Source organism: Burkholderia sp. GW821-FHT14F03 (assembly GCF_058803765.1).
Genome location: NZ_JBXAPG010000016.1, coordinates 41,311 through 58,944, shown reverse-complemented (window position 1 = coordinate 58,944; position 17,634 = coordinate 41,311). Strand labels below are relative to the sequence as shown.

At 68.1% G+C, this 17,634-nt stretch carries 16 protein-coding genes; 10 read left to right on the top strand and 6 right to left on the bottom strand.

Annotated elements, in window-relative coordinates; all coding sequences use genetic code 11:
• Positions 1-79 precede the first annotated feature (79 nt).
• Positions 80-916 carry a presqualene diphosphate synthase HpnD gene (hpnD, locus tag AC1RQF_RS13170; protein ID WP_492872206.1) on the top strand — a complete coding sequence of 279 codons (837 nt, stop codon included), beginning with the start codon at positions 80-82 and terminating at the stop codon, positions 914-916.
• 33 nt (positions 917-949) lie between these two features.
• On the opposite strand, the gene AC1RQF_RS13165 is transcribed toward hpnD, so the two are convergent.
• The 3 genes from AC1RQF_RS13165 to AC1RQF_RS13155 all read right to left on the bottom strand — a co-directional run bounded on the left by AC1RQF_RS13165 (position 950) and on the right by AC1RQF_RS13155 (position 4,057).
• On the bottom strand, positions 950-2,167 hold the full coding sequence (locus tag AC1RQF_RS13165) for a DUF1501 domain-containing protein (RefSeq protein WP_274002597.1): 1,218 nt from the start codon (positions 2,165-2,167) through the stop codon (positions 950-952).
• A 46-nt stretch (positions 2,168-2,213) separates the two neighbouring features.
• On the bottom strand, positions 2,214-3,650 hold the full coding sequence (locus AC1RQF_RS13160; RefSeq protein ID WP_492872205.1) for a DUF1800 domain-containing protein: 1,437 nt from the start codon (positions 3,648-3,650) through the stop codon (positions 2,214-2,216).
• 116 nt (positions 3,651-3,766) lie between these two features.
• On the bottom strand, positions 3,767-4,057 hold the full coding sequence (locus AC1RQF_RS13155; protein ID WP_274002593.1) for a hypothetical protein: 291 nt from the start codon (positions 4,055-4,057) through the stop codon (positions 3,767-3,769).
• A gap of 260 nt (positions 4,058-4,317) precedes the next feature.
• Between AC1RQF_RS13155 and ompR the strand changes: the two genes are divergently transcribed.
• The 4 genes from ompR (at position 4,318) to AC1RQF_RS13135 (ending at position 7,799) form a co-directional block, all read left to right on the top strand.
• On the top strand, positions 4,318-5,052 hold the full coding sequence (gene ompR / locus AC1RQF_RS13150; protein ID WP_004192636.1) for an osmolarity response regulator transcription factor OmpR: 735 nt from the start codon (positions 4,318-4,320) through the stop codon (positions 5,050-5,052).
• Between the two features lie 37 nt (positions 5,053-5,089).
• Positions 5,090-6,451 carry an ATP-binding protein gene (locus AC1RQF_RS13145; protein ID WP_492872204.1) on the top strand — a complete coding sequence of 454 codons (1,362 nt, stop codon included), beginning with the start codon at positions 5,090-5,092 and terminating at the stop codon, positions 6,449-6,451.
• A 196-nt stretch (positions 6,452-6,647) separates the two neighbouring features.
• A complete protein-coding gene (locus tag AC1RQF_RS13140; RefSeq protein WP_252985064.1) occupies positions 6,648-7,196 on the top strand; it encodes a peroxiredoxin in 549 nt (182 codons plus the stop codon).
• A 75-nt stretch (positions 7,197-7,271) separates the two neighbouring features.
• Entirely contained in the window at positions 7,272-7,799 is a 528-nt protein-coding gene (locus AC1RQF_RS13135; RefSeq protein WP_274002589.1) for a carboxymuconolactone decarboxylase family protein, read from the top strand.
• Positions 7,800-7,888: 89 nt separating this feature from the next.
• On the opposite strand, the gene ispF is transcribed toward AC1RQF_RS13135, so the two are convergent.
• Entirely contained in the window at positions 7,889-8,374 is a 486-nt protein-coding gene (ispF, locus tag AC1RQF_RS13130) for a 2-C-methyl-D-erythritol 2,4-cyclodiphosphate synthase (RefSeq protein WP_274002587.1), read from the bottom strand.
• 34 nt (positions 8,375-8,408) lie between these two features.
• Positions 8,409-9,119 (bottom strand): 2-C-methyl-D-erythritol 4-phosphate cytidylyltransferase, encoded by a 711-nt coding sequence (gene ispD, locus AC1RQF_RS13125; protein WP_492872203.1) that lies wholly within the window; start codon positions 9,117-9,119, stop codon positions 8,409-8,411.
• 19 nt (positions 9,120-9,138) lie between these two features.
• Here ispD and mfd point away from each other — a divergent pair, with 19 nt between their 5' ends.
• The 5 genes from mfd to AC1RQF_RS13100 all read left to right on the top strand — a co-directional run bounded on the left by mfd (position 9,139) and on the right by AC1RQF_RS13100 (position 16,985).
• On the top strand, positions 9,139-12,705 hold the full coding sequence (mfd, locus tag AC1RQF_RS13120) for a transcription-repair coupling factor (RefSeq protein ID WP_274004284.1): 3,567 nt from the start codon (positions 9,139-9,141) through the stop codon (positions 12,703-12,705).
• 145 nt (positions 12,706-12,850) lie between these two features.
• Positions 12,851-14,068 carry an acetylornithine deacetylase gene (gene argE, locus AC1RQF_RS13115; RefSeq protein WP_492872202.1) on the top strand — a complete coding sequence of 406 codons (1,218 nt, stop codon included), beginning with the start codon at positions 12,851-12,853 and terminating at the stop codon, positions 14,066-14,068.
• 66 nt (positions 14,069-14,134) lie between these two features.
• Positions 14,135-15,154 carry a threonine/serine dehydratase family protein gene (locus AC1RQF_RS13110; RefSeq protein ID WP_274002584.1) on the top strand — a complete coding sequence of 340 codons (1,020 nt, stop codon included), beginning with the start codon at positions 14,135-14,137 and terminating at the stop codon, positions 15,152-15,154.
• Between the two features lie 146 nt (positions 15,155-15,300).
• On the top strand, positions 15,301-15,708 hold the full coding sequence (locus tag AC1RQF_RS13105) for a hypothetical protein (protein WP_274002582.1): 408 nt from the start codon (positions 15,301-15,303) through the stop codon (positions 15,706-15,708).
• Between the two features lie 833 nt (positions 15,709-16,541).
• Complete coding sequence (locus AC1RQF_RS13100; RefSeq protein ID WP_274002581.1) at positions 16,542-16,985, top strand: DUF3574 domain-containing protein; 444 nt, start codon at positions 16,542-16,544, stop codon at positions 16,983-16,985.
• A gap of 26 nt (positions 16,986-17,011) precedes the next feature.
• Here the strand turns inward: AC1RQF_RS13100 and AC1RQF_RS13095 are convergent, their stop codons facing one another.
• Positions 17,012-17,482, bottom strand: a complete 471-nt coding sequence (locus AC1RQF_RS13095) for a cytochrome b/b6 domain-containing protein (RefSeq protein ID WP_492872201.1) — start codon at positions 17,480-17,482, stop codon at positions 17,012-17,014.
• Positions 17,483-17,634 lie beyond the last annotated feature (152 nt).

Genomic DNA, 17,634 nt, shown 5'->3' with positions numbered 1-17,634 from the left:
GCCGCGCGGTCCGCTGCGCGGCGGGCCGGCCCGCCCGCCGCCGCGCCCCGCCGTCCTCGCCCCCACTCGCTCCAGACCCGTGAATTTCGACGACTATTGCCAGCAGAAAGCCATGCCCCCAGGCTCCAGCGCCTACTACGCGCTGCGCCAGGCGCCGTACGCCCGCCAGCCACTCCTGACCGCGCTGTTCGCGTTGCGTCGCGAACTGGAGGAAACCGTCAAGGAAACGAGCGATCCGACCATCGGCCACACGAAGCTGGCCTGGTGGCAAAAGGAACTCGCCGCGCTCGCGGAAGGCCAGCCGTCGCATCCGGTGTCGAAGGCCCTGGCCGCGCACCATCCCGCGATCGCGACCGACGCACCGCTGCTGCAGGCGCTCGCCGCCGGCTTCCGGATGGATCTGGAGCAAGCCCGCTACCTCGATTTCGCGAACCTGCAGCGCTATCTCGACCAGGTCGGCGGCAGCTTCGCCACGCTCGTCGCGCGCGCCAGCGCCGGCCATGCCGACGCGGCGCAGGACGCCTGGGCCGCCGCCCTCGGTCGCGCGCTGATGCTCGCGCAACTGATCCAGGATCTCGGCAACGATGCGCGCCACGGCCGCATCTACGTGCCGATCGACGAGCTGCAACGCTATACCGTCACCGCCGCCGATCTGCTCAACCGCCGCTACAGCCCCGCGTTCACCGAGCTGATGCAGTATCAGGCGAACCGCGCGCGCGCCGCGCTCGACGTCGCGCTCGCCGCGATCCCCGCCGACGCACGCCGCGCGCAACGCACGCTGCGCGCGCAGGCGGCGCTCGCGCAGACGCTGCTCGAAGAAATCGCGCGCGACGGCTTCCAGGTCCTGCACCAGCGCATCGCGCTCACGCCGATCCGCAAGCTGTGGGTTGCGTGGCGCGCCGCGCGCAAGCGCTGACTCCGGCGCGCATCGCGCGCCCCACCCGCTCCGTCACACGCGCAGCAGCGGCAGCGGCTCGAAGCGCTGCCCAAGCACACCGGTCGCGTCGAGCCCCCACCACGGCCCCAGCACGGTCGCGTACAGCTGCCGGAAATCAACCGCGACCGGCAGGTTGCCGTTGCCGTCGAGCTGCCCCAGCGCGGGCGGCGCGCCATACAGCCCGCCCTTCACCCGCCCGCCCAGCACGAAATGCGGCGCGGCCGTGCCGTGATCGGTGCCGTTGCTCTGGTTCTCGCGCACCCGCCGGCCGAATTCCGCATACGTCATCACGAGCGTGTCGTTCCAGCGGCCCAGCTCGGTCAGCGCGGCGCGCATCGCGACCAGTCCGTCGGCAAGCTGCTTGAGCAGCGCGGCCTGCTGGCCGGGCTGGTTCTGGTGCGTGTCGAAGCCGTTCAAGGTGAGCCGCAACACCGCGACGCCCTGCCCCGGCGCGGGCGTGTGCTGCGGCGTATCGCACGCGGCGAGCACCTGCATCGCGGTCTTCACCGAGGTGCCGAACGCGCCCGCCGGAAACGCGGTCTTGAACGCGATCATCCCGTCGCGCGGCCGCAGCTTGTCGGCCGCTTTCACGATGTCGTTCTCGACGTCGATGATGTGCGCGAGCGCGGGATTCTGTTCGCGCAACGCGACGGGCTCGACGAGCCGTGCGGCGCGGATGAATTGCGCGGGATTGACGAGCGCGATCGCGCGCGCGCCGTTCGCGAGCGGCCCCATCTCGGCGCTGCCGAGCACCACGCCATCCGCGGCGAAACCCGCCGGCATCGGCGCCTGCGCGAACGCACGCGTGAGCCAGCCTTCGCGCAGGTATTCATCGGAGCGCGAAGCGGTGTCCCAGATCTCGATCGACCGGAAATGCGACAGGTTCGGCTGTGGATAGCCGACGCCCTGCACGATCGCGAGCTGTCGTTGCTGCCACAACGGCAGCAACGGCGCGAGCGACGGATGCAGCGCACTGTGTTCGTCGAGCTGCAATACCTGCTCGCGCTTGATGCCGATGTTCCTGCGCATCGCGTAGTAGGTCGGATCCGCATACGGGATCACGGTATTGAGGCCGTCGTTGCCGCCCTTCAGCTCGACGAGGATCAACACGTTCGAATAACGTGCGCCGCCGCGCACGGGCGCGCCTGCGGCCCAAGCGCCCGGCATCCACAGCGAGGCGCCCGCCGCCCCCGCGAGCCCTGTCAGGGCCAGAAAATCGCGTCGATTCATGATGCTGTCCTTCCATACACGGATCCCGCGCGCCGGCCGCGCGCGTTCATTTCAACTGGTAGGCCGGATCCATCAGCAGCGCCTGCAGATACGCGCTGCTCGTCGAGCCGGCCTCGATCGCCGCGACGGGGGTGAGCGGCAGCACCGCGTGCTGCAGCTGCAGTTCCGTCGAGACGTCCGGCTGCGTCTGCGGCTTGGTGCGATACGCGCCGAGCCAGCCGTCGAGATCGAAATGCATCCCGACCGCCGCCGGTTTCCCGGTCGACGCGCGCATCGCGGGCCGCCGCGCCGCCTCGGTTGCGCGGAACAGCTGCTCGACGAACTGCTTGCGCGCGAGCAGGGTCGTGCTGTTGATCCAGCTCACGCCGCCGGGCCAGCCTTTGACGTTCGGCGGGTAGAACAAGTTCTGTCCGAGCGCGCGCAAGGTGTTCACGAACTGCGCGGGATCGCCGTAGCTGACGTCGAACAGGCGTACGGTGCCCGCGACGAACTCGGCCGGCGACTTGATCAGCACGCCGCGATTGCCGTCGTCCCAGAACGCGTCCGACAGCAGCAGCTCGGACAGCGCCGCCTTGATGTCGTAGCCGCTTTGCCGGAAGCGCGCCGCGATCGCGTCGAGCCGCACGGGATCGGGCGTGTCCGAGATGAACTCGCGCCACAGCTTGCCGCCGATGAAACGCGCGGTCTCCGGTCGCGCGAGCAGGATGTCGAGCACCTGGTCGCCGTCGAACGGGCCGCTCTCGCCGAGCACGGTCTTGATCCCGTCGTCGTGAAGATTCGGACGCCAAACATATTGGAGCGTGTCGGGATCGAGGCTCCATCCGGTATACGCGCGCGCCGCTTCGGACACATCCCGCTGCGTGTAATGCCCTTCGCCGAGCGTGAACAGTTCCATCACCTCGCGCGCGAAGTTCTCGTTCGGCCGCCCCTTCCGGTTGTTCGCGCCGTCGAGGTACTGAAGCATCGCCGGGTCCTTCGCGACCGCGTGCAACAACGTGTCGAAACGTCCCAGCGCATGCCGGCGCAGCAGCCGGTGCTGCGCCGCCATCGTCTGAGGATACGGAACCTTGTCCTGTCCCGAGGTGAAGTGGTTGTGCCAGAACAGCGTCATGCGCTCGGTCAGCGGCGACGGCGTGACGAGCATCTCGTGCACCCATCCGGCGCGCAGCGCCTCGTAGCGCTGGTTGCGCGTCTGCTGTTCCGCGCGCTGCTGCTCGGGCGTCCACGTCTGCCGCAGCGCGCGCGGCGGCGGCAGTTCGTCGGCCCAGTCGGGCGGCGGCGTGACGGCCTCGGTGCGCGCGCCGTCGAGCAGCGTCGCCACCGCCTGCGCGCGCGACAACCCCACGTAGCGCGCGACCTCGACGGACGGCGGCGAAAAGCCGGTGCGATTCAGCAGATGGCGCACGTCGTCGGCATCGACGGCGTCGGCGCGCGCATCGCCCGGATGCGTCGCGACGCGTGCGGTGGAATTCGAATGACTCATCGTGGAGCGCCCCCGGAAAGCGGTCGAAGCGACGCTTCGTCCTGGCGATTCAACGCGACGCGCATGCGCGCAGTTGACGGGGAAGTTGCAACCGCTTCTTTCCTGCGCGACGGCAATCAGCGCTTGTACAACTCGCGCACGGCGTCTTCGATGTGCTGGCGCAGCAAGTGCCGCTCCTCGGGGGTCATGTGGCCGTCGCGACGGCGCTGCTCGAGATCGGGCGGCACGGCGGAACGCGCGCCGTCGCCGCCGCGGTCCGCCTGCAACTGATGCGGCGGCGCGCCTTTTCCACGCGGCGCCTTGTAAGATTGCGCGCCGCGCTCCTGCCGCTGTGCACAAGCGAGGTTCGAGGCGAAGACGCCGGTGAACACGAGCGTCAGCACGAATGCAATCTTCGTCGACCGCATCACTGTTCTCGCTTCCTTCGTCGTTTTGTTCCCTTCGTCACGCGGCAACCGGCTTACCTCTGGCACTTGGAGAAACCCGGCGGAAATCGGGTGTGCAGATAATGGAAAAGTTGAGTGGGGGAGTATCTACTGAATCTCCAGTAGGAGTAAAGGAGTCTGTGCCGACTGTCTTTACTCCGCATCGTTGCACGGGTAAATTTTGTAACTGACTGTAACCCCTGAAAAATCGCAGCCGCGCGCTTTTTCCTAATCGCGATAAGATGCCGCTCATGGAAACAAAAAACCCCTCGAAAATTCTGGTCGTCGACGACGATCCGCGTCTGCGTGACCTGCTGCGCCGCTATCTCGGCGAGCAGGGTTTCAACGTCTATGTCGCCGAGAACGCGACGGCGATGAACAAGCTCTGGGTGCGTGAACGCTTCGACCTGCTCGTACTCGACCTCATGCTGCCGGGCGAGGATGGCCTGTCGATCTGCCGCCGCCTGCGCGGCAGCAACGACCGCACGCCGATCATCATGCTCACCGCGAAGGGCGAGGACGTCGATCGCATCGTCGGCCTCGAGATGGGCGCTGACGATTACCTGCCGAAACCTTTCAATCCGCGCGAGCTGGTCGCGCGCATCCATGCGGTGCTGCGCCGCCAGGCGCCCGCCGAACTGCCGGGCGCGCCGTCGGAAACCACCGAGGTGTTCGAGTTCGGCGAGTTCTCGCTGAACCTCGCCACGCGCACGCTGACCAAATCGGGTCAGGAGATTCCGCTGACCACGGGCGAGTTCTCGGTGCTGAAGGTGTTCGCGCGTCATCCGCGCCAGCCGCTGTCGCGCGAGAAGCTGATGGAACTGGCGCGCGGCCGCGAATACGAAGTGTTCGACCGCAGCCTCGACGTGCAGATCTCGCGTCTGCGCAAGCTCATCGAGCCGGATCCGGGCAGCCCGCGCTTCATCCAGACGGTGTGGGGCCTCGGCTACGTGTTCATCCCCGACGGCGCGGCCTGATCCGCGCATACGCCCGCCCTGTTCGCCCGCCCGACCCATGCGTATTGTCCGGCGCCTTCTGACGCTCGTGTTCGGCGGGCTGTTCTGGCGCACCTTCTTCCTGATCGCGCTGCTGATCGCGGTCAGCCTCGCCGCGTGGTTCCAGAGCTTCCGCGTGATCGAGCGCGAACCGCGCGCGCAGCGCGTCGCGCTGCAGCTCGTCGCGGTCGTCAAGCTCACGCGCACCGCGCTGCTCTACTCCGATCCCGATCTGCGCCGCGCGCTCCTGCAGGACCTGGAGAGCAACGAAGGGGTGCGCGTCTATCCGCGCGAAAAAACCGACAAGTTCAAGCTGCAGCCCGACGAATCGCTGAACCGCCTGATCGAGCACGACATCCGCAGCCGCCTCGGCGACGATACCGTGATCGCGCAATCGGTCAACGACATCCCCGGCGTGTGGATCAGCTTCAAGATCGACGATGACGATTATTGGGTCGCGCTCGACCGCGATCAGCTCGATACCGTCACCGGCCTGCAATGGGCGGGCTGGGGCCTGTTCGCGCTCGCGCTGTCGCTGTTCGGCGCAGCGTTCATCACGAGCATCGTGAACCAGCCGTTCGCCCGGCTCGCGAGCGCCGCGCGCAAGCTCGGCTCGGGGCAGATCCCGGAGGCGCTGCCCGAGCGCGGGATGGGGGTCGCGGCCGAGACCAACCGCAGCTTCAACCAGATGGTGCGCGATCTCGAACAGCTGGAAGCCGATCGCGCGCTGATGCTGGCCGGCATCTCGCACGATCTGCGCACGCCGCTCGCGCGCCTGCGGCTCGAAACCGAAATGAGTCCGTCCGACCAGGCGACCAAGGACGCGATGGTCGACGACATCGAGCAGATGGACCGGATCATCGCGGCCTTCATCGATTACGCGCGCCCCGCGCAACGCACGCCGGAACCCGTCGACCTGTCGCTGATCGCCTACGAGGTCGCCGCGCGGCTCGCGAACGAGGACGGCGTGCGCATCACCACTCATCTCGCGCCCGCCGCCGTGATCGAGGCGGACGAGACCGACATGCGCCGCGTGCTCGGCAACCTCGTCGAGAACGCGCGCAAGTACGGCCAGAGCCGCGCGGACGGCATCGCGCACATCACGCTCGAAACCCGCGTCACGCACGCGCGGGTCGAACTCGCGGTGCGCGACGAGGGCGCCGGCATTCCCGAGGACCAGCTGGCGCTCGTGATGCGGCCCTTCTATCGCGTCGACACCTCGCGCAGCAAGGCGGACGGCACCGGGCTCGGCATGGCGATCGTGCTGCGGCTCGTCGGCCGCTATCGCGGCACGCTGCGGCTGCGTAACCGCACGCCGGACGCCGGCCTCGACGTCACGCTCGAATTCCCCGGCGGCCGCGGCGGCCGTGCGACCGCATGACGCAACCGACCGCCCGGCCCCACCCGGCCTGGGCTATCGACGCGGTTGAAAATGACTATCGGCTTTGTTAGTTAAAATCTATTGAAAGAATTATTTAATAGAGTTATAGTGGGTCCCGACGCTGTCATTGAAATGTTGCAGCAACGAAGTAGCTTTGACCCAGCAGTTCTTCCTACCTCATAACAGGAGCATCCGCATGAAAACCGTCGGCGATAAACTCGAAGCATTTACCGTTGTGGCCGCGAAGCCGGGCTTCAACCACCACGAAGAAAACGGTCAATCGGCCTTCGAAACGATCACCGAAGCCTCGTTCCCGGGCAAGTGGAAGATCATTTACTTCTACCCGAAGGATTTCACGTTCGTGTGCCCGACCGAAATCGTCGAATTCGCGAAGCTGACGAAGCAATTCGAAGAGCGCGACGCCATCCTGCTCGGCGGCAGCTCGGACAACGAATTCGTGAAGCTCGCATGGCGCCGTGAGCACAAGGACCTCGACAAGCTGAACCACTACGCGTTCGGCGACGTCAAGGGCGAGCTGATCGACCAGCTCGGCGTGCGCGACCAGGAAGCCGGCGTTGCACTGCGCGCGACCTTCATCGTCGACCCGGACAACACGATCCAGCACGTCTCGGTCAACAACCTGAACGTCGGCCGTAACCCGGACGAAATCCTGCGTATCCTCGACGGCCTGCAAACGGACGAACTGTGCCCGTGCAACCGCACCGTCGGCGGCGCAACGCTGTAAGCGCCCGATGCGTGAAGCCCGCGGCGAACGTGACGCCCGCGGGCTTTTTTAACGGCCCACCCATAGGAGATATCAATGGAATTCATCGATTCGATTAAGTCGCTTATCCCCGACTACGCGAAGGACATCCGCCTGAACCTCGACGGCACGATTTCCCGTTCGTCACTCGAAGGCGCCGACTCGGTCGGCGTGGCGCTCGCCGCCGCGTTCGCCGCGAAGAGCACGACGCTCGTCAACGCGATCCGTTCGGCCGGCGTGCTGTCGCCCGAGGAAACCAACGCGGCGCTCACCGCCGCGGCGCTGATGGGGATGAACAACGCCTGGTATCCGTACGTGGAAATGGCCGACGACGCGGACCTGAAGACCCAGCGCGCCGAATTGCGGATGGGCGCGTACGCTTCGCACGGCGGCGTCGACAAGCGCAAGTTCGAGATGTATGCGCTCGCCGCATCGATCGTCGGCAAGTGCCACTTCTGCGTGAAGTCACACTACGCGCTGCTGAAGAACGAACAAGGCATGACCGTCACGCAGCTGCGCGACGTCGGCCGCATCGCGTCGGTGATCAACGCCGCCGCGCAGGTGCTCGCCGCCGAAGGCAAGTAAGCGCGTCGCCCTAGCGCCATGAGAAACGCCACGCGCGATGCGTGGCGTTTTTTCGTCGGGACGCGACCGGCCCGATCCGCGTCGGCGCCTCAGTGCGCGCGGCGCACGAGCAGCGCGGCCGCCTGCGCCTCGATGCCCTCGCCCCGGCCGAGGTAGCCGAGCTTCTCGTTGGTCTTCGCCTTCACGTTGACCCGTTCGAGCGGCAGCCCGAGGTCCGCCGCGATGTTCGCGCGCATGCCCTCGATATGCGGGGCGAGCTTCGGCGCCTGCGCGATCACCGTGCTGTCGACGTTCTGGATCGTGAAACCCGCCTGCGCGATGCGCTCGGCGCAGGCGCGCAGCAGCACGCGGCTGTCCGCGCCCTTGAAGGCGGCGTCCGTGTCCGAGAAGTGCCGGCCGATGTCGCCGAGCGCCGCGGCGCCGAACAGCGCGTCGGTGATCGCGTGCAGCAGCACGTCGGCGTCCGAGTGACCGAGCAGGCCGCGCTCGTACGGGATCGTCACGCCGCCGATGATCAGCGGCCGCCCGGGCACCAGTTGGTGAACGTCGTAGCCTTGTCCGATTCTGAAATCCATGCGTAATCCGATATGCGTGTGAGGAAAGCGTGAGTCAGGAAGCGTTGGCGGGCGCGGCGAGGATGGCCTCGGCGAGCGCGAAATCTTCCGGGTAGGTGACTTTGAAGTTGCGCAGGCTGCCCTGCACGACGCGCGGCGTGCGGCCCGCCCATTCGATCGCGCTGGCCTCGTCGGTCAGGTCATGGCCGTCGCGCTGCGCGGCCAGGATCGCGTCGCGGAGCATGCCGATCCGGAACATCTGCGGCGTCTGCGCCTGCCACAGGCCGTCGCGCGACTCGGTGCGCGCGATCGCGTCGCTGGCCGCCGGCACGCGCTTGAGCGTGTCCGCGACCGGCAGCGCGAGAATTCCGCCCACCGGGTCGGTCTTGAGCGCGCCGATCAGCGCGCGGATCAGCGCCGGCGTGATGCCGGGGCGCGCGGCGTCGTGCACGAGCACCCAGTCGGCATCGGTCGCGCCGTAGTCGGCCAGCTCCAGCAGGCCGTTCAGCACCGACGCCTGGCGCGACGCGCCGCCGCAGCGGCGCACCGCGAAGCGCAGGCCGGCGAAGCGGCGCGCGTCGAAATGGGTGTCGTCGGGCGAAATCACGACGAGCGTCTGCGCGAACTCGCTGCACGCGTCGAACGCGGCGAGCGTGTAATGCAGCAGCGCGCGGCCCGCGAGCGTGCGGTACTGCTTCGGCAGCGCCGAGCCGGAGCGGCTGCCGGTGCCGGCGCAGGGAATCAGGGCGAAAAGTCGGGGAGTCACGGAAGCGAACGCCGATAAGATTAAATTGAAGGACGGATTTTATAATAGGTCTTTCGCCCTGGCCGGCCCGCCGCACGACCGCCGCCCCCCGGGCCCCGCAACCCAGCCGCCTTCTATGCCAGACAACGCCTCTCCCCAGCCGTCTCCCGTCGCCCTCGTCAAGCCGGGCCAGCGTTTCGTGTTCGACGGCGCGCACGGCTCCGCCGACGCGCTCGCGATCGCCCGCTACCACGCCGCCCACCGCGAGCAGGTTCCGCTGCTCGCGGTGATCTGCGCGAGCGCCGTCGACGCGCAGCGGCTCGCGCACGAATTGCGCTATTTCGCGCCCGACGCGCGCGTGCGGCTGCTGCCCGACTGGGAAACCCTGCCCTACGACACCTTCTCGCCGCACCAGGACCTGGTGTCGGAGCGGCTCGCGACGCTGCACGACCTCGGCGAGGGGCGCTGCGACATCCTGCTCGCGCCCGCCACCACCGCGCTGTACCGGATGGCGCCCGCTTCGTTCATGGCCGCCTACACGTTCGCGTTCGCGCAGGGCGAGCGGCTCGACGAGGCGCGCCTGAAGGCTCAGCTGACGCTGGCCGGCTACGAGCACGTGAGCCAGGTGATGCGACCCGGCGAGTATTGCGTGCGCGGCTCGCTGATCGACCTGTATCCGATGGGCTCGCCGCTGCCGTACCGGATCGACCTGTTCGACGATCAGGTCGACTCGATCCGCGCGTTCGATCCGGACACCCAGCGCAGCCTGTATCCGGTCCGCGACGTGCGGCTGCTGCCGGGGCGCGAGTTCCCGTTCGACGAGGCCGCGCGCACCGCGTTCCGCAGCCGCTGGCGCGAGACCTTCGAGGGCGACCCGAGCCGCGCGCCGACCTACAAGGACATCGGCAACGGCGTGCCGTCGGCGGGCATCGAATACTACCTGCCGCTGTTCTTCGAGGACACGGCCACGCTGTTCCACTACCTGCCGGAACATGCGCAGCTCGTGTTCTGCGGCGATCTCGACGTCGCGATCAAGCGCTTCACCGCCGAGACGAAGCAGCGCTACAACTTCCTGTCGCACGATCGCGAGCGGCCGATCCTGGAGCCGCGCCGGCTGTTCCTCAGCGACGACGACTTCTACACGCTGGCCAAGCCGTTCGCGCGCGTGGTGCTGACCGCCCAGCCGGCGGGCGGCTGGGCGACGCCGCTGCCGCCGCTCGCGCTCGACCGCCATGCGGACGATCCGCTCGCGACGCTGCGCAGCTACCTCGACACGACGCCGAACCGCGTGCTGTTCACCGTCGAGTCGGCCGGCCGTCGCGAGACCATCGCGCAACTGCTCGCCGAGCATCATCTGCGCGCGGGCTCGACCGACAGCTTCGCCGCGTGGCTCGCGAGCGACGCGCGCTTCGCGCTCGGCGTCGCCCCGCTCGCGAACGGCTTCGCGATTCCCGGCGAAGGCTACGCGATCATCACCGAGACCGAGCTGTACGGCGCGCTCGGCCGGCGCGCCGGACGGCGGCGCCAGGAACAGGCGAGCAACGTCGACGCGATGGTGCGCGACCTGTCCGAACTCAAGATCGGCGATCCGGTCGTGCACGCGCAGCACGGCATCGGCCGCTACATGGGGCTCGTGTCGATGGATCTCGGCGAAGGCGAGACCGAGTTCCTGCACCTCGAATACTCGGGCGACAGCAAGCTCTACGTCCCCGTCGCGCAATTGCACGTGATCTCGCGCTACAGCGGCGCGGATCCCGACAGCGCGCCGCTGCACGCGCTCGGCTCCGGCCAGTGGGAGCGCGCCAAGCGCCGTGCCGCCCAGCAGATCCGCGACACCGCGGCCGAGCTGCTGAACCTGTACGCGCGGCGCGCGGCGCGCGAGGGCCACGCGTTCGCGCTCGAGCCGCGCGACTACGTGAAGTTCGCGGAAAGCTTCGGTTTCGAGGAAACGCCCGATCAGGCCGCCGCGATCGCCGCGGTGATCGGCGACATGACGAGCGGCAAGCCGATGGACCGGCTCGTGTGCGGCGACGTCGGCTTCGGCAAGACCGAGGTCGCGCTGCGCGCGGCCTTCATCGCGGTGATGGGCGGCAAGCAGGTCGCGCTGCTGTCGCCGACCACCCTGCTCGCCGAGCAGCACACGCAGACCTTCATCGACCGCTTCGCGGACTGGCCCGTGCGGATCGCCGAGCTGTCGCGCTTCAAGTCCACCAAGGAAGTGAACGCGGCGATCGCGCAGATCAACGAGGGCAGCGTCGACATCGTGATCGGCACGCACAAGCTGCTGTCGTCCGACGTGCAGTTCAAGCGGCTCGGCCTCGTGATCATCGACGAGGAACACCGTTTCGGCGTGCGCCAGAAGGAAGCGCTCAAGGCGCTGCGCGCGGAGGTCGACGTGCTCACGCTGACCGCGACGCCGATCCCGCGCACGCTCGGGATGGCGCTCGAGGGCCTGCGCGACTTCTCGGTGATCGCCACCGCGCCGCAGAAGCGGCTCGCGATCAAGACCTTCGTGCGCCGCGAGGAGGACAGCGTGATCCGCGAGGCGATGCTGCGCGAGCTGAAGCGCGGCGGCCAGGTGTACTTCCTGCACAACGAGGTCGAGACGATCGAGAACCGCAAGTCGATGCTCGAGGCGCTGGTGCCCGAGGCGCGCATCGTGATCGCGCACGGCCAGATGCACGAGCGCGAGCTGGAGCGCGTGATGCGCGACTTCGTCGCGCAGCGCGCCAACGTGCTGCTGTGCACCACCATCATCGAGACCGGCATCGACGTGCCGAGCGCCAACACCATCCTGATGCACCGCGCGGACAAGTTCGGCCTCGCGCAGCTGCACCAGTTGCGCGGCCGGGTCGGCCGCTCGCACCACCAGGCCTACGCGTACCTGCTGGTGCACGATCCGCAGGCGCTGACCAAGCAGGCGCAGCGCCGGCTCGAAGCGATCCAGCAGATGGAGGAGCTGGGCTCCGGCTTCTATCTCGCGATGCACGACCTCGAGATCCGCGGCACGGGCGAGGTGCTCGGCGACAAGCAGTCGGGCGAGATCCACGAGATCGGCTTCCAGCTGTACACGGAGATGCTCAACGACGCGGTGAAGGCGCTCAAGAACGGCAAGGAGCCCGACCTCAACGCGCCGCTCGCCGCGACCACCGAGATCAACCTGCACGCGCCCGCGATCCTGCCCGCCGACTATTGCGGCGACGTGCAGGAACGCCTGTCGCTGTACAAGCGGCTCGCGAACTGCGAGCACGGCGATGCGATCGACGGCATCCAGGAGGAACTGATCGACCGCTTCGGCAAGCTGCCGCCGCCCGCGCACGCGCTCGTCGAGACGCACCGCCTGCGGCTCGCCGCGAAGCCGCTCGGGATCGTCAAGATCGATGCGAGCGAGGCCGCGATCGGGCTGCAGTTCATCCCGAATCCGCCGATCGACCCGATGCGCATCATCGACATGGTCCAGAAGCACCGCCACGTGAAGCTCGCCGGCCAGGACCGGCTGCGCATCGAGACGCGCACGCCCGACCTCGCGATCCGCGTGTCGACCGTCAAGGAAACGCTGCGCGCGCTCGGCCAGCCGGTCGCGCAGCGCGCGGCGGCGAGCCGCTAGCCCGACGGCCGGCGCATCGGCGCATCGGCGCATCGGCGCATCGGCACATCGGCGCACCAAAAATGTTGCGCTGCACCGCGGCCCGCTGAAGCGGGCCGCGGTGTTTTTGAGTATGATTTTTGGATTGATCAGCCGGAGTCTCGCCATGTCCACCCTCGACGCAACGGCCCCGTCCGCTGCTCCGCCCACCTCCCCTTCCTCGCGCATCAGCCTGCCCTGGGTCGAACGCCTCGTGTCGATCGACACGACGAGCCGCGTGCCGAACCTCGGCCTGATCGAGATGGTGCGCGATGCGCTCGCCGCGCGCGGCATCGCCTCGACGCTCACCCACGATGCGCGCGAAGGCTGGGCCAACCTGTTCGCGACCGTGCCCGCGCATGACGGCTCGACCGACGGCGGCATCGTGCTGTCCGGCCACACCGACGTGGTGCCGGTCGACGGCCAGTCGTGGGACAGCGACCCGTTCCGCCCGGAGATCCGCGACGGCAAGCTGTACGGCCGCGGCACCTGCGACATGAAAGGCTTCATCGGCACGGCGCTCGCGCTGCTGCCGGAGATGCAGTCGGCGCGGCTCGCGAAGCCGATCCATTTCGCGCTGTCCTACGACGAGGAGGTCGGCTGCGTGGGCGCCCCGCTCCTGATCGCCGACCTGCAAAAGCGCGGTCTCAAGCCGAGCGGCTGCATCGTCGGCGAGCCGAGCAGCATGCGGCCGATCATCGCGCACAAGGGCATCAACGCCTACCGCTGCTGCGTGCGCGGCCACGCGGCGCACTCGTCGCTGACGCCGAAGGGCCTGAACGCGATCGAGTACGCGGCGCGGCTCATCTGCCACATCCGCGACATCGCCGACCAGTTCCGCGCCGAGGGCCCGTTCGACGCGCTGTACGACGTGCCGTTCACGACCGCGCAGACGAGCCTGATCCAGGGCGGCAACGCGATCAACACCGTGCCGGCCGAATGCCGGTTCTCGTTCGAGTTCCGCAATCTGCCGACGCTCGACCCGGACCGGATCTTCGCGCGCATCGACGCTTATGCGCGCGAGACGCTGCTGCCGCGGATGCAGCAGGAACACCCGAACGCCGCGATCGAGTTCACGAAGATCGCCGCCGCGCCGGGGCTCGATGCGACCGAGCAGGCCGCGATCACCGAACTGGTGCGCGCGCTGACGGGCGACCAGGACAAGCGCAAGGTCGCCTACGGCACCGAGGCCGGGCTGTTCGCGCTCGCGGGCATTCCGAGCGTCGTGTGCGGGCCCGGCGACATCGAGCAGGCGCACAAGCCGAATGAATACGTATCGCTTGATCAGCTCGACGCATGCGAGCGCTTTCTGCGCAAGTTCATCCACAGCATGACGCTCGTCTGATTCCGCGACGACGGACGCACTGCCGCGCCGGGCGACCGGCGCTCTCGTCACCCACCGCGCAAGGCCATGCCGACTTCACAACAGAGCAACGCTCATTTGACGATCAACGGCGAGCCGATCCCGACGCTCGACGAAATTGCCGCGCAGCACTTCGCGCTCACGCCGTGGGTGACGCGCACGCCGGTATTCGAGCGCACCGGCCTGCCGGCGCTCGACAACACCCACGTGAACTTCAAGTTCGAGCTGCTGCAGGCGAGCGGCAGCTTCAAGGCGCGCGGCGCGTTCACCAACCTGCTCGCGCTCGACGAGAGCCGGCGCAGCGCCGGCGTGACCTGCGTGTCGGCCGGCAATCATGCGGCCGCGGTCGCCTACGCCGCGATGCGGCTCGGCTGCAGCGCGAAGGTGGTGATGTTCTACGGCTCGAATCCCGCCCGCATCGCGCTGTGCCGCCAGTACGGCGCGGACGTCGTGATGGCGGGCGCGCCCGACGAGGCCTTCGACGCGGTGCGCCGCATCGAGGCCGAGGAAGGCCGCTTCTTCGTGCATCCGTTCAGCGGCTATCACACGATCCTCGGTACCGCGACGCTCGGCTACGAATGGGCGACGCAAACGCCCGATCTCGATGCGGTGATCCTCCCGATCGGCGGCGGCGGCCTCGCGGCCGGCGTGTCGACCGCGCTGCGCCTCGCGAATCCGCGCGTCCATGTGTACGGCGTCGAGCCCGAGGGCGCGGACGTGATGAGCCGCAGCTTCGCGGCGAACCACACCGTGAAGATCGGCCCGATGCGGACCATCGCCGATTCGCTGACCGCGCCGCACACCGAGGAATACAGCTACGAGCTGTGCCGGCGGCACATCGACCGGCTCGTCACGGTCTCGGACGATGCGCTGCGCGCGGCGATGCTGTTCCTGTTCACCTATCTGAAGGTCGCCGTCGAGCCGGCCTGCGCGGCGGCCACGGCCGCGCTGCTCGGCCCGCTGCGCGAGACGCTGCAGGGCAAGCGGGTCGGCGTGCTGCTGTCGGGCACCAACACCGATCCCGTCACGCTCGCGACGCATCTCGAACATGCGCGCCTGCAACGCTGAACCCCGGCGCTTATCCCCGGATTCTGTTGAAGAGCATGTGGACAAGCGCCTGACAAGCTCGCTAAGCTGTTGAACCACCGCCCCTTTTCCATCGCGCCGCAAAAGCGGTCCCGGCCCGTCCGGCGCCGCGCCCGAATGGAGCTCGCATGACTCGATGGCTGTCCGTCACGATCTGGGCGCTGCAAGCCGGCACGCTGGGCGCCGCGTTCTGGAACCTGCGCCACACCCCGCCCGGGCGCGAATGGCTCGACCATCCGTGGAGCTACATCGCGCTCACCCTCGTCTTCGCCTTCTTCATCGGCTCGGAGTTCGGCCGCGCCTACGCGCGCTTCACGCGCGGCGGAACGGCCCGGCGGCTGATGCTGTCGCTGCTGTGCGGCGCGCTGCTGATCTGGGCCAACGGGCTCGGCTATCAGCGCATCGTGATCGAGCAGCAGGCCGAAGTCGGCGTGCCGCTCGGCGCACTGTGGATCGGACTCCTCGCCTTGCTCGTGCTGCTCGGCGTCGGCTTCGGCCGGCACGACGCGGTATCGGTCCGGCGCGTGGCGGCATGACGCGAAGCACGTCGGTTATCCCCAGTTTCTGTTGAAAGTCCTGTTGATAAGCCTGGGGCAGCCGCGCCAAGTCCTTGATCCGCCTCGCTTCATGCCGCCTGGTGCGCAGGGTGGCGCGACCGCGCGCGCGCCGCGTCTCCGCAACGATTGCGCCGGGTTCGACGGCTTCAGCGCGCGTCCGCCGATGCCAAACAGCGTGTCGTTCGCGGGTTCGGAGAAACAACGGCCAGGTGACGACGGCTCCGCCCGGCAACCCGAGTTATGCACACTTTGTGTTGACAGCCCTGTTGATAACCGCCCGGAGAAACGCGCAAGCGCTTGAATGCGCAACGTTTTGCTTCATTGCCTCGGCATGCGTGCAAAGACGGCGCGCATGCGGGATTGCCTTGCGCTCGAAATCAAGCACACCGATATATCGGACCCGGGGCCGACCGCATGGCGGGCGACCCGCCGGCGCATGAGATCCGTCGCGATCGCGACGCGCGGCGAAGCGAGGCGAACGTCGAGCGCATCGAGGCGCGTGAAAACGTTTCTCTTCGCCGCACCCCAGGCGCGTCTCGACGGCCGCGAGGAGGACGATCATGCATGCCGCGATGCGCGGGAGCTGCCGGAACGCCTGCGCAGTTATGCACAGATTGTGTTGACAGCCTTGTTGATAAGCCAAGGAACAAGCGCCCAAGTCATTGAACGCGCGACGTTTTACGCAACTGCCACCGCGACGGCGCACTGCCCGGCAATACAGCATGCTTGGAAGGCCTCGCCATCGATGCCACACTCACGAACCGCGTCGCGCAACGCGCGCCGCCGGCTTCCTCCCGCCTCGGATCGCCATCATGTCCACCCGACTGCCCGGCCTCGTGCTCTGCATCTTCCTGCTCTCCGGCTGCGCGGCCCGCTTCGGCCAACCCGCCCCGGGCATGACCTCGTCCACGGCCTGCGCGCAGGCCGGCGGCAGCCAGGCGCTGCAAGCCGAACTGCTGTTCGGCCGCGACATCGCCGGGCGCGGCCCCGTCAGTGACGCCGAACGCGCGGCGTTCCTCGCGGACGTCGTCACGCCGCGCTTTCCGGACGGGCTCACCTACTGGGATACGCATGGCCAGTGGCGCGACCGCGCGAGCGGCGGCATCACGCGCGAGGACAGCTTCGTGATCCGCGTGATCGCACCCGACACGGCTGCCACGCACACGCGTCTCGCCGAGATCCGCCGCGCGTACATCGTGCAATTCAAGCAGGAGTCGGTCGGCCTGCTGCTCGCGCCGACCTGCGCGTCGTTCTGACCGCGCACGGTCTCACAGCATGCGTTTCAGCACGCCGTTGCGTGAGATGTCTTGTGCAATACGAACCAGTGCTCGGTGATGGGGCCCGCCGCATACGGCGTGCGGATATACAGCAGCCCGAACAGCCAGTAGCCGTCGGGCACCATCACGAAGCCGCTGAACAGCACGAAGGCGACGAGCGCATAGATCAACGCATGCACCACGTGCGCGATCGCGCGCTGCGGAGCCGGGATCGCGTCGAGCTCGGCCGGCGCCTCGCGGAAGAAAGACCAGAGGAAGCGGATCGGAAACAGCGCGATCAGGCACGACGCAAGCGACATGTTGAGCGTCGACACGAACTTCCAGAGCGCGGGATGCTCGATGACGTGCAATGAGAATCCGGCCGCCATCGTGTAGAAGATCACGGCGGCGAAAATCCAGTGCAAGGCGCGCGACAGCGCGTCGTACCGGTGGCGCGGCGCGGGCGGCATGCGGACGGGCGGCATGACAGCTGACATGGTTCAAGGCTCCTCGGACGGAGACGGCGCGCGCCGCCCCGTGCAAAAAAGCGCCCAGTGTCCTGCGCGGCGACGCGCGCCCCAAGGTTCCTCAGCATTTCCTCAACGACCCCGCCGCCCGCAAGCCGGCCGCAAACGACGAAGGGCGCCCA

Coding starts and splice junctions, on each gene's coding strand:
- AC1RQF_RS13160 (WP_492872205.1), bottom strand. CDS start 3,650: ATGAGTCATTCGAATTCCACCGCACGCGTCGCGACGCATCCGGGCGAT.
- AC1RQF_RS13140 (WP_252985064.1), top strand. CDS start 6,648: ATGAAAACCGTCGGCGATAAACTCGAAGCATTTACCGTTGTGGCCGCG.
- AC1RQF_RS13145 (WP_492872204.1), top strand. CDS start 5,090: ATGCGTATTGTCCGGCGCCTTCTGACGCTCGTGTTCGGCGGGCTGTTC.
- AC1RQF_RS13105 (WP_274002582.1), top strand. CDS start 15,301: ATGACTCGATGGCTGTCCGTCACGATCTGGGCGCTGCAAGCCGGCACG.
- AC1RQF_RS13155 (WP_274002593.1), bottom strand. CDS start 4,057: ATGCGGTCGACGAAGATTGCATTCGTGCTGACGCTCGTGTTCACCGGC.
- AC1RQF_RS13110 (WP_274002584.1), top strand. CDS start 14,135: ATGCCGACTTCACAACAGAGCAACGCTCATTTGACGATCAACGGCGAG.
- ispF (WP_274002587.1), bottom strand. CDS start 8,374: ATGGATTTCAGAATCGGACAAGGCTACGACGTTCACCAACTGGTGCCC.
- ompR (WP_004192636.1), top strand. CDS start 4,318: ATGCCGCTCATGGAAACAAAAAACCCCTCGAAAATTCTGGTCGTCGAC.
- argE (WP_492872202.1), top strand. CDS start 12,851: ATGTCCACCCTCGACGCAACGGCCCCGTCCGCTGCTCCGCCCACCTCC.
- AC1RQF_RS13165 (WP_274002597.1), bottom strand. CDS start 2,167: ATGAATCGACGCGATTTTCTGGCCCTGACAGGGCTCGCGGGGGCGGCG.
- AC1RQF_RS13095 (WP_492872201.1), bottom strand. CDS start 17,482: ATGTCAGCTGTCATGCCGCCCGTCCGCATGCCGCCCGCGCCGCGCCAC.
- AC1RQF_RS13135 (WP_274002589.1), top strand. CDS start 7,272: ATGGAATTCATCGATTCGATTAAGTCGCTTATCCCCGACTACGCGAAG.
- AC1RQF_RS13100 (WP_274002581.1), top strand. CDS start 16,542: ATGTCCACCCGACTGCCCGGCCTCGTGCTCTGCATCTTCCTGCTCTCC.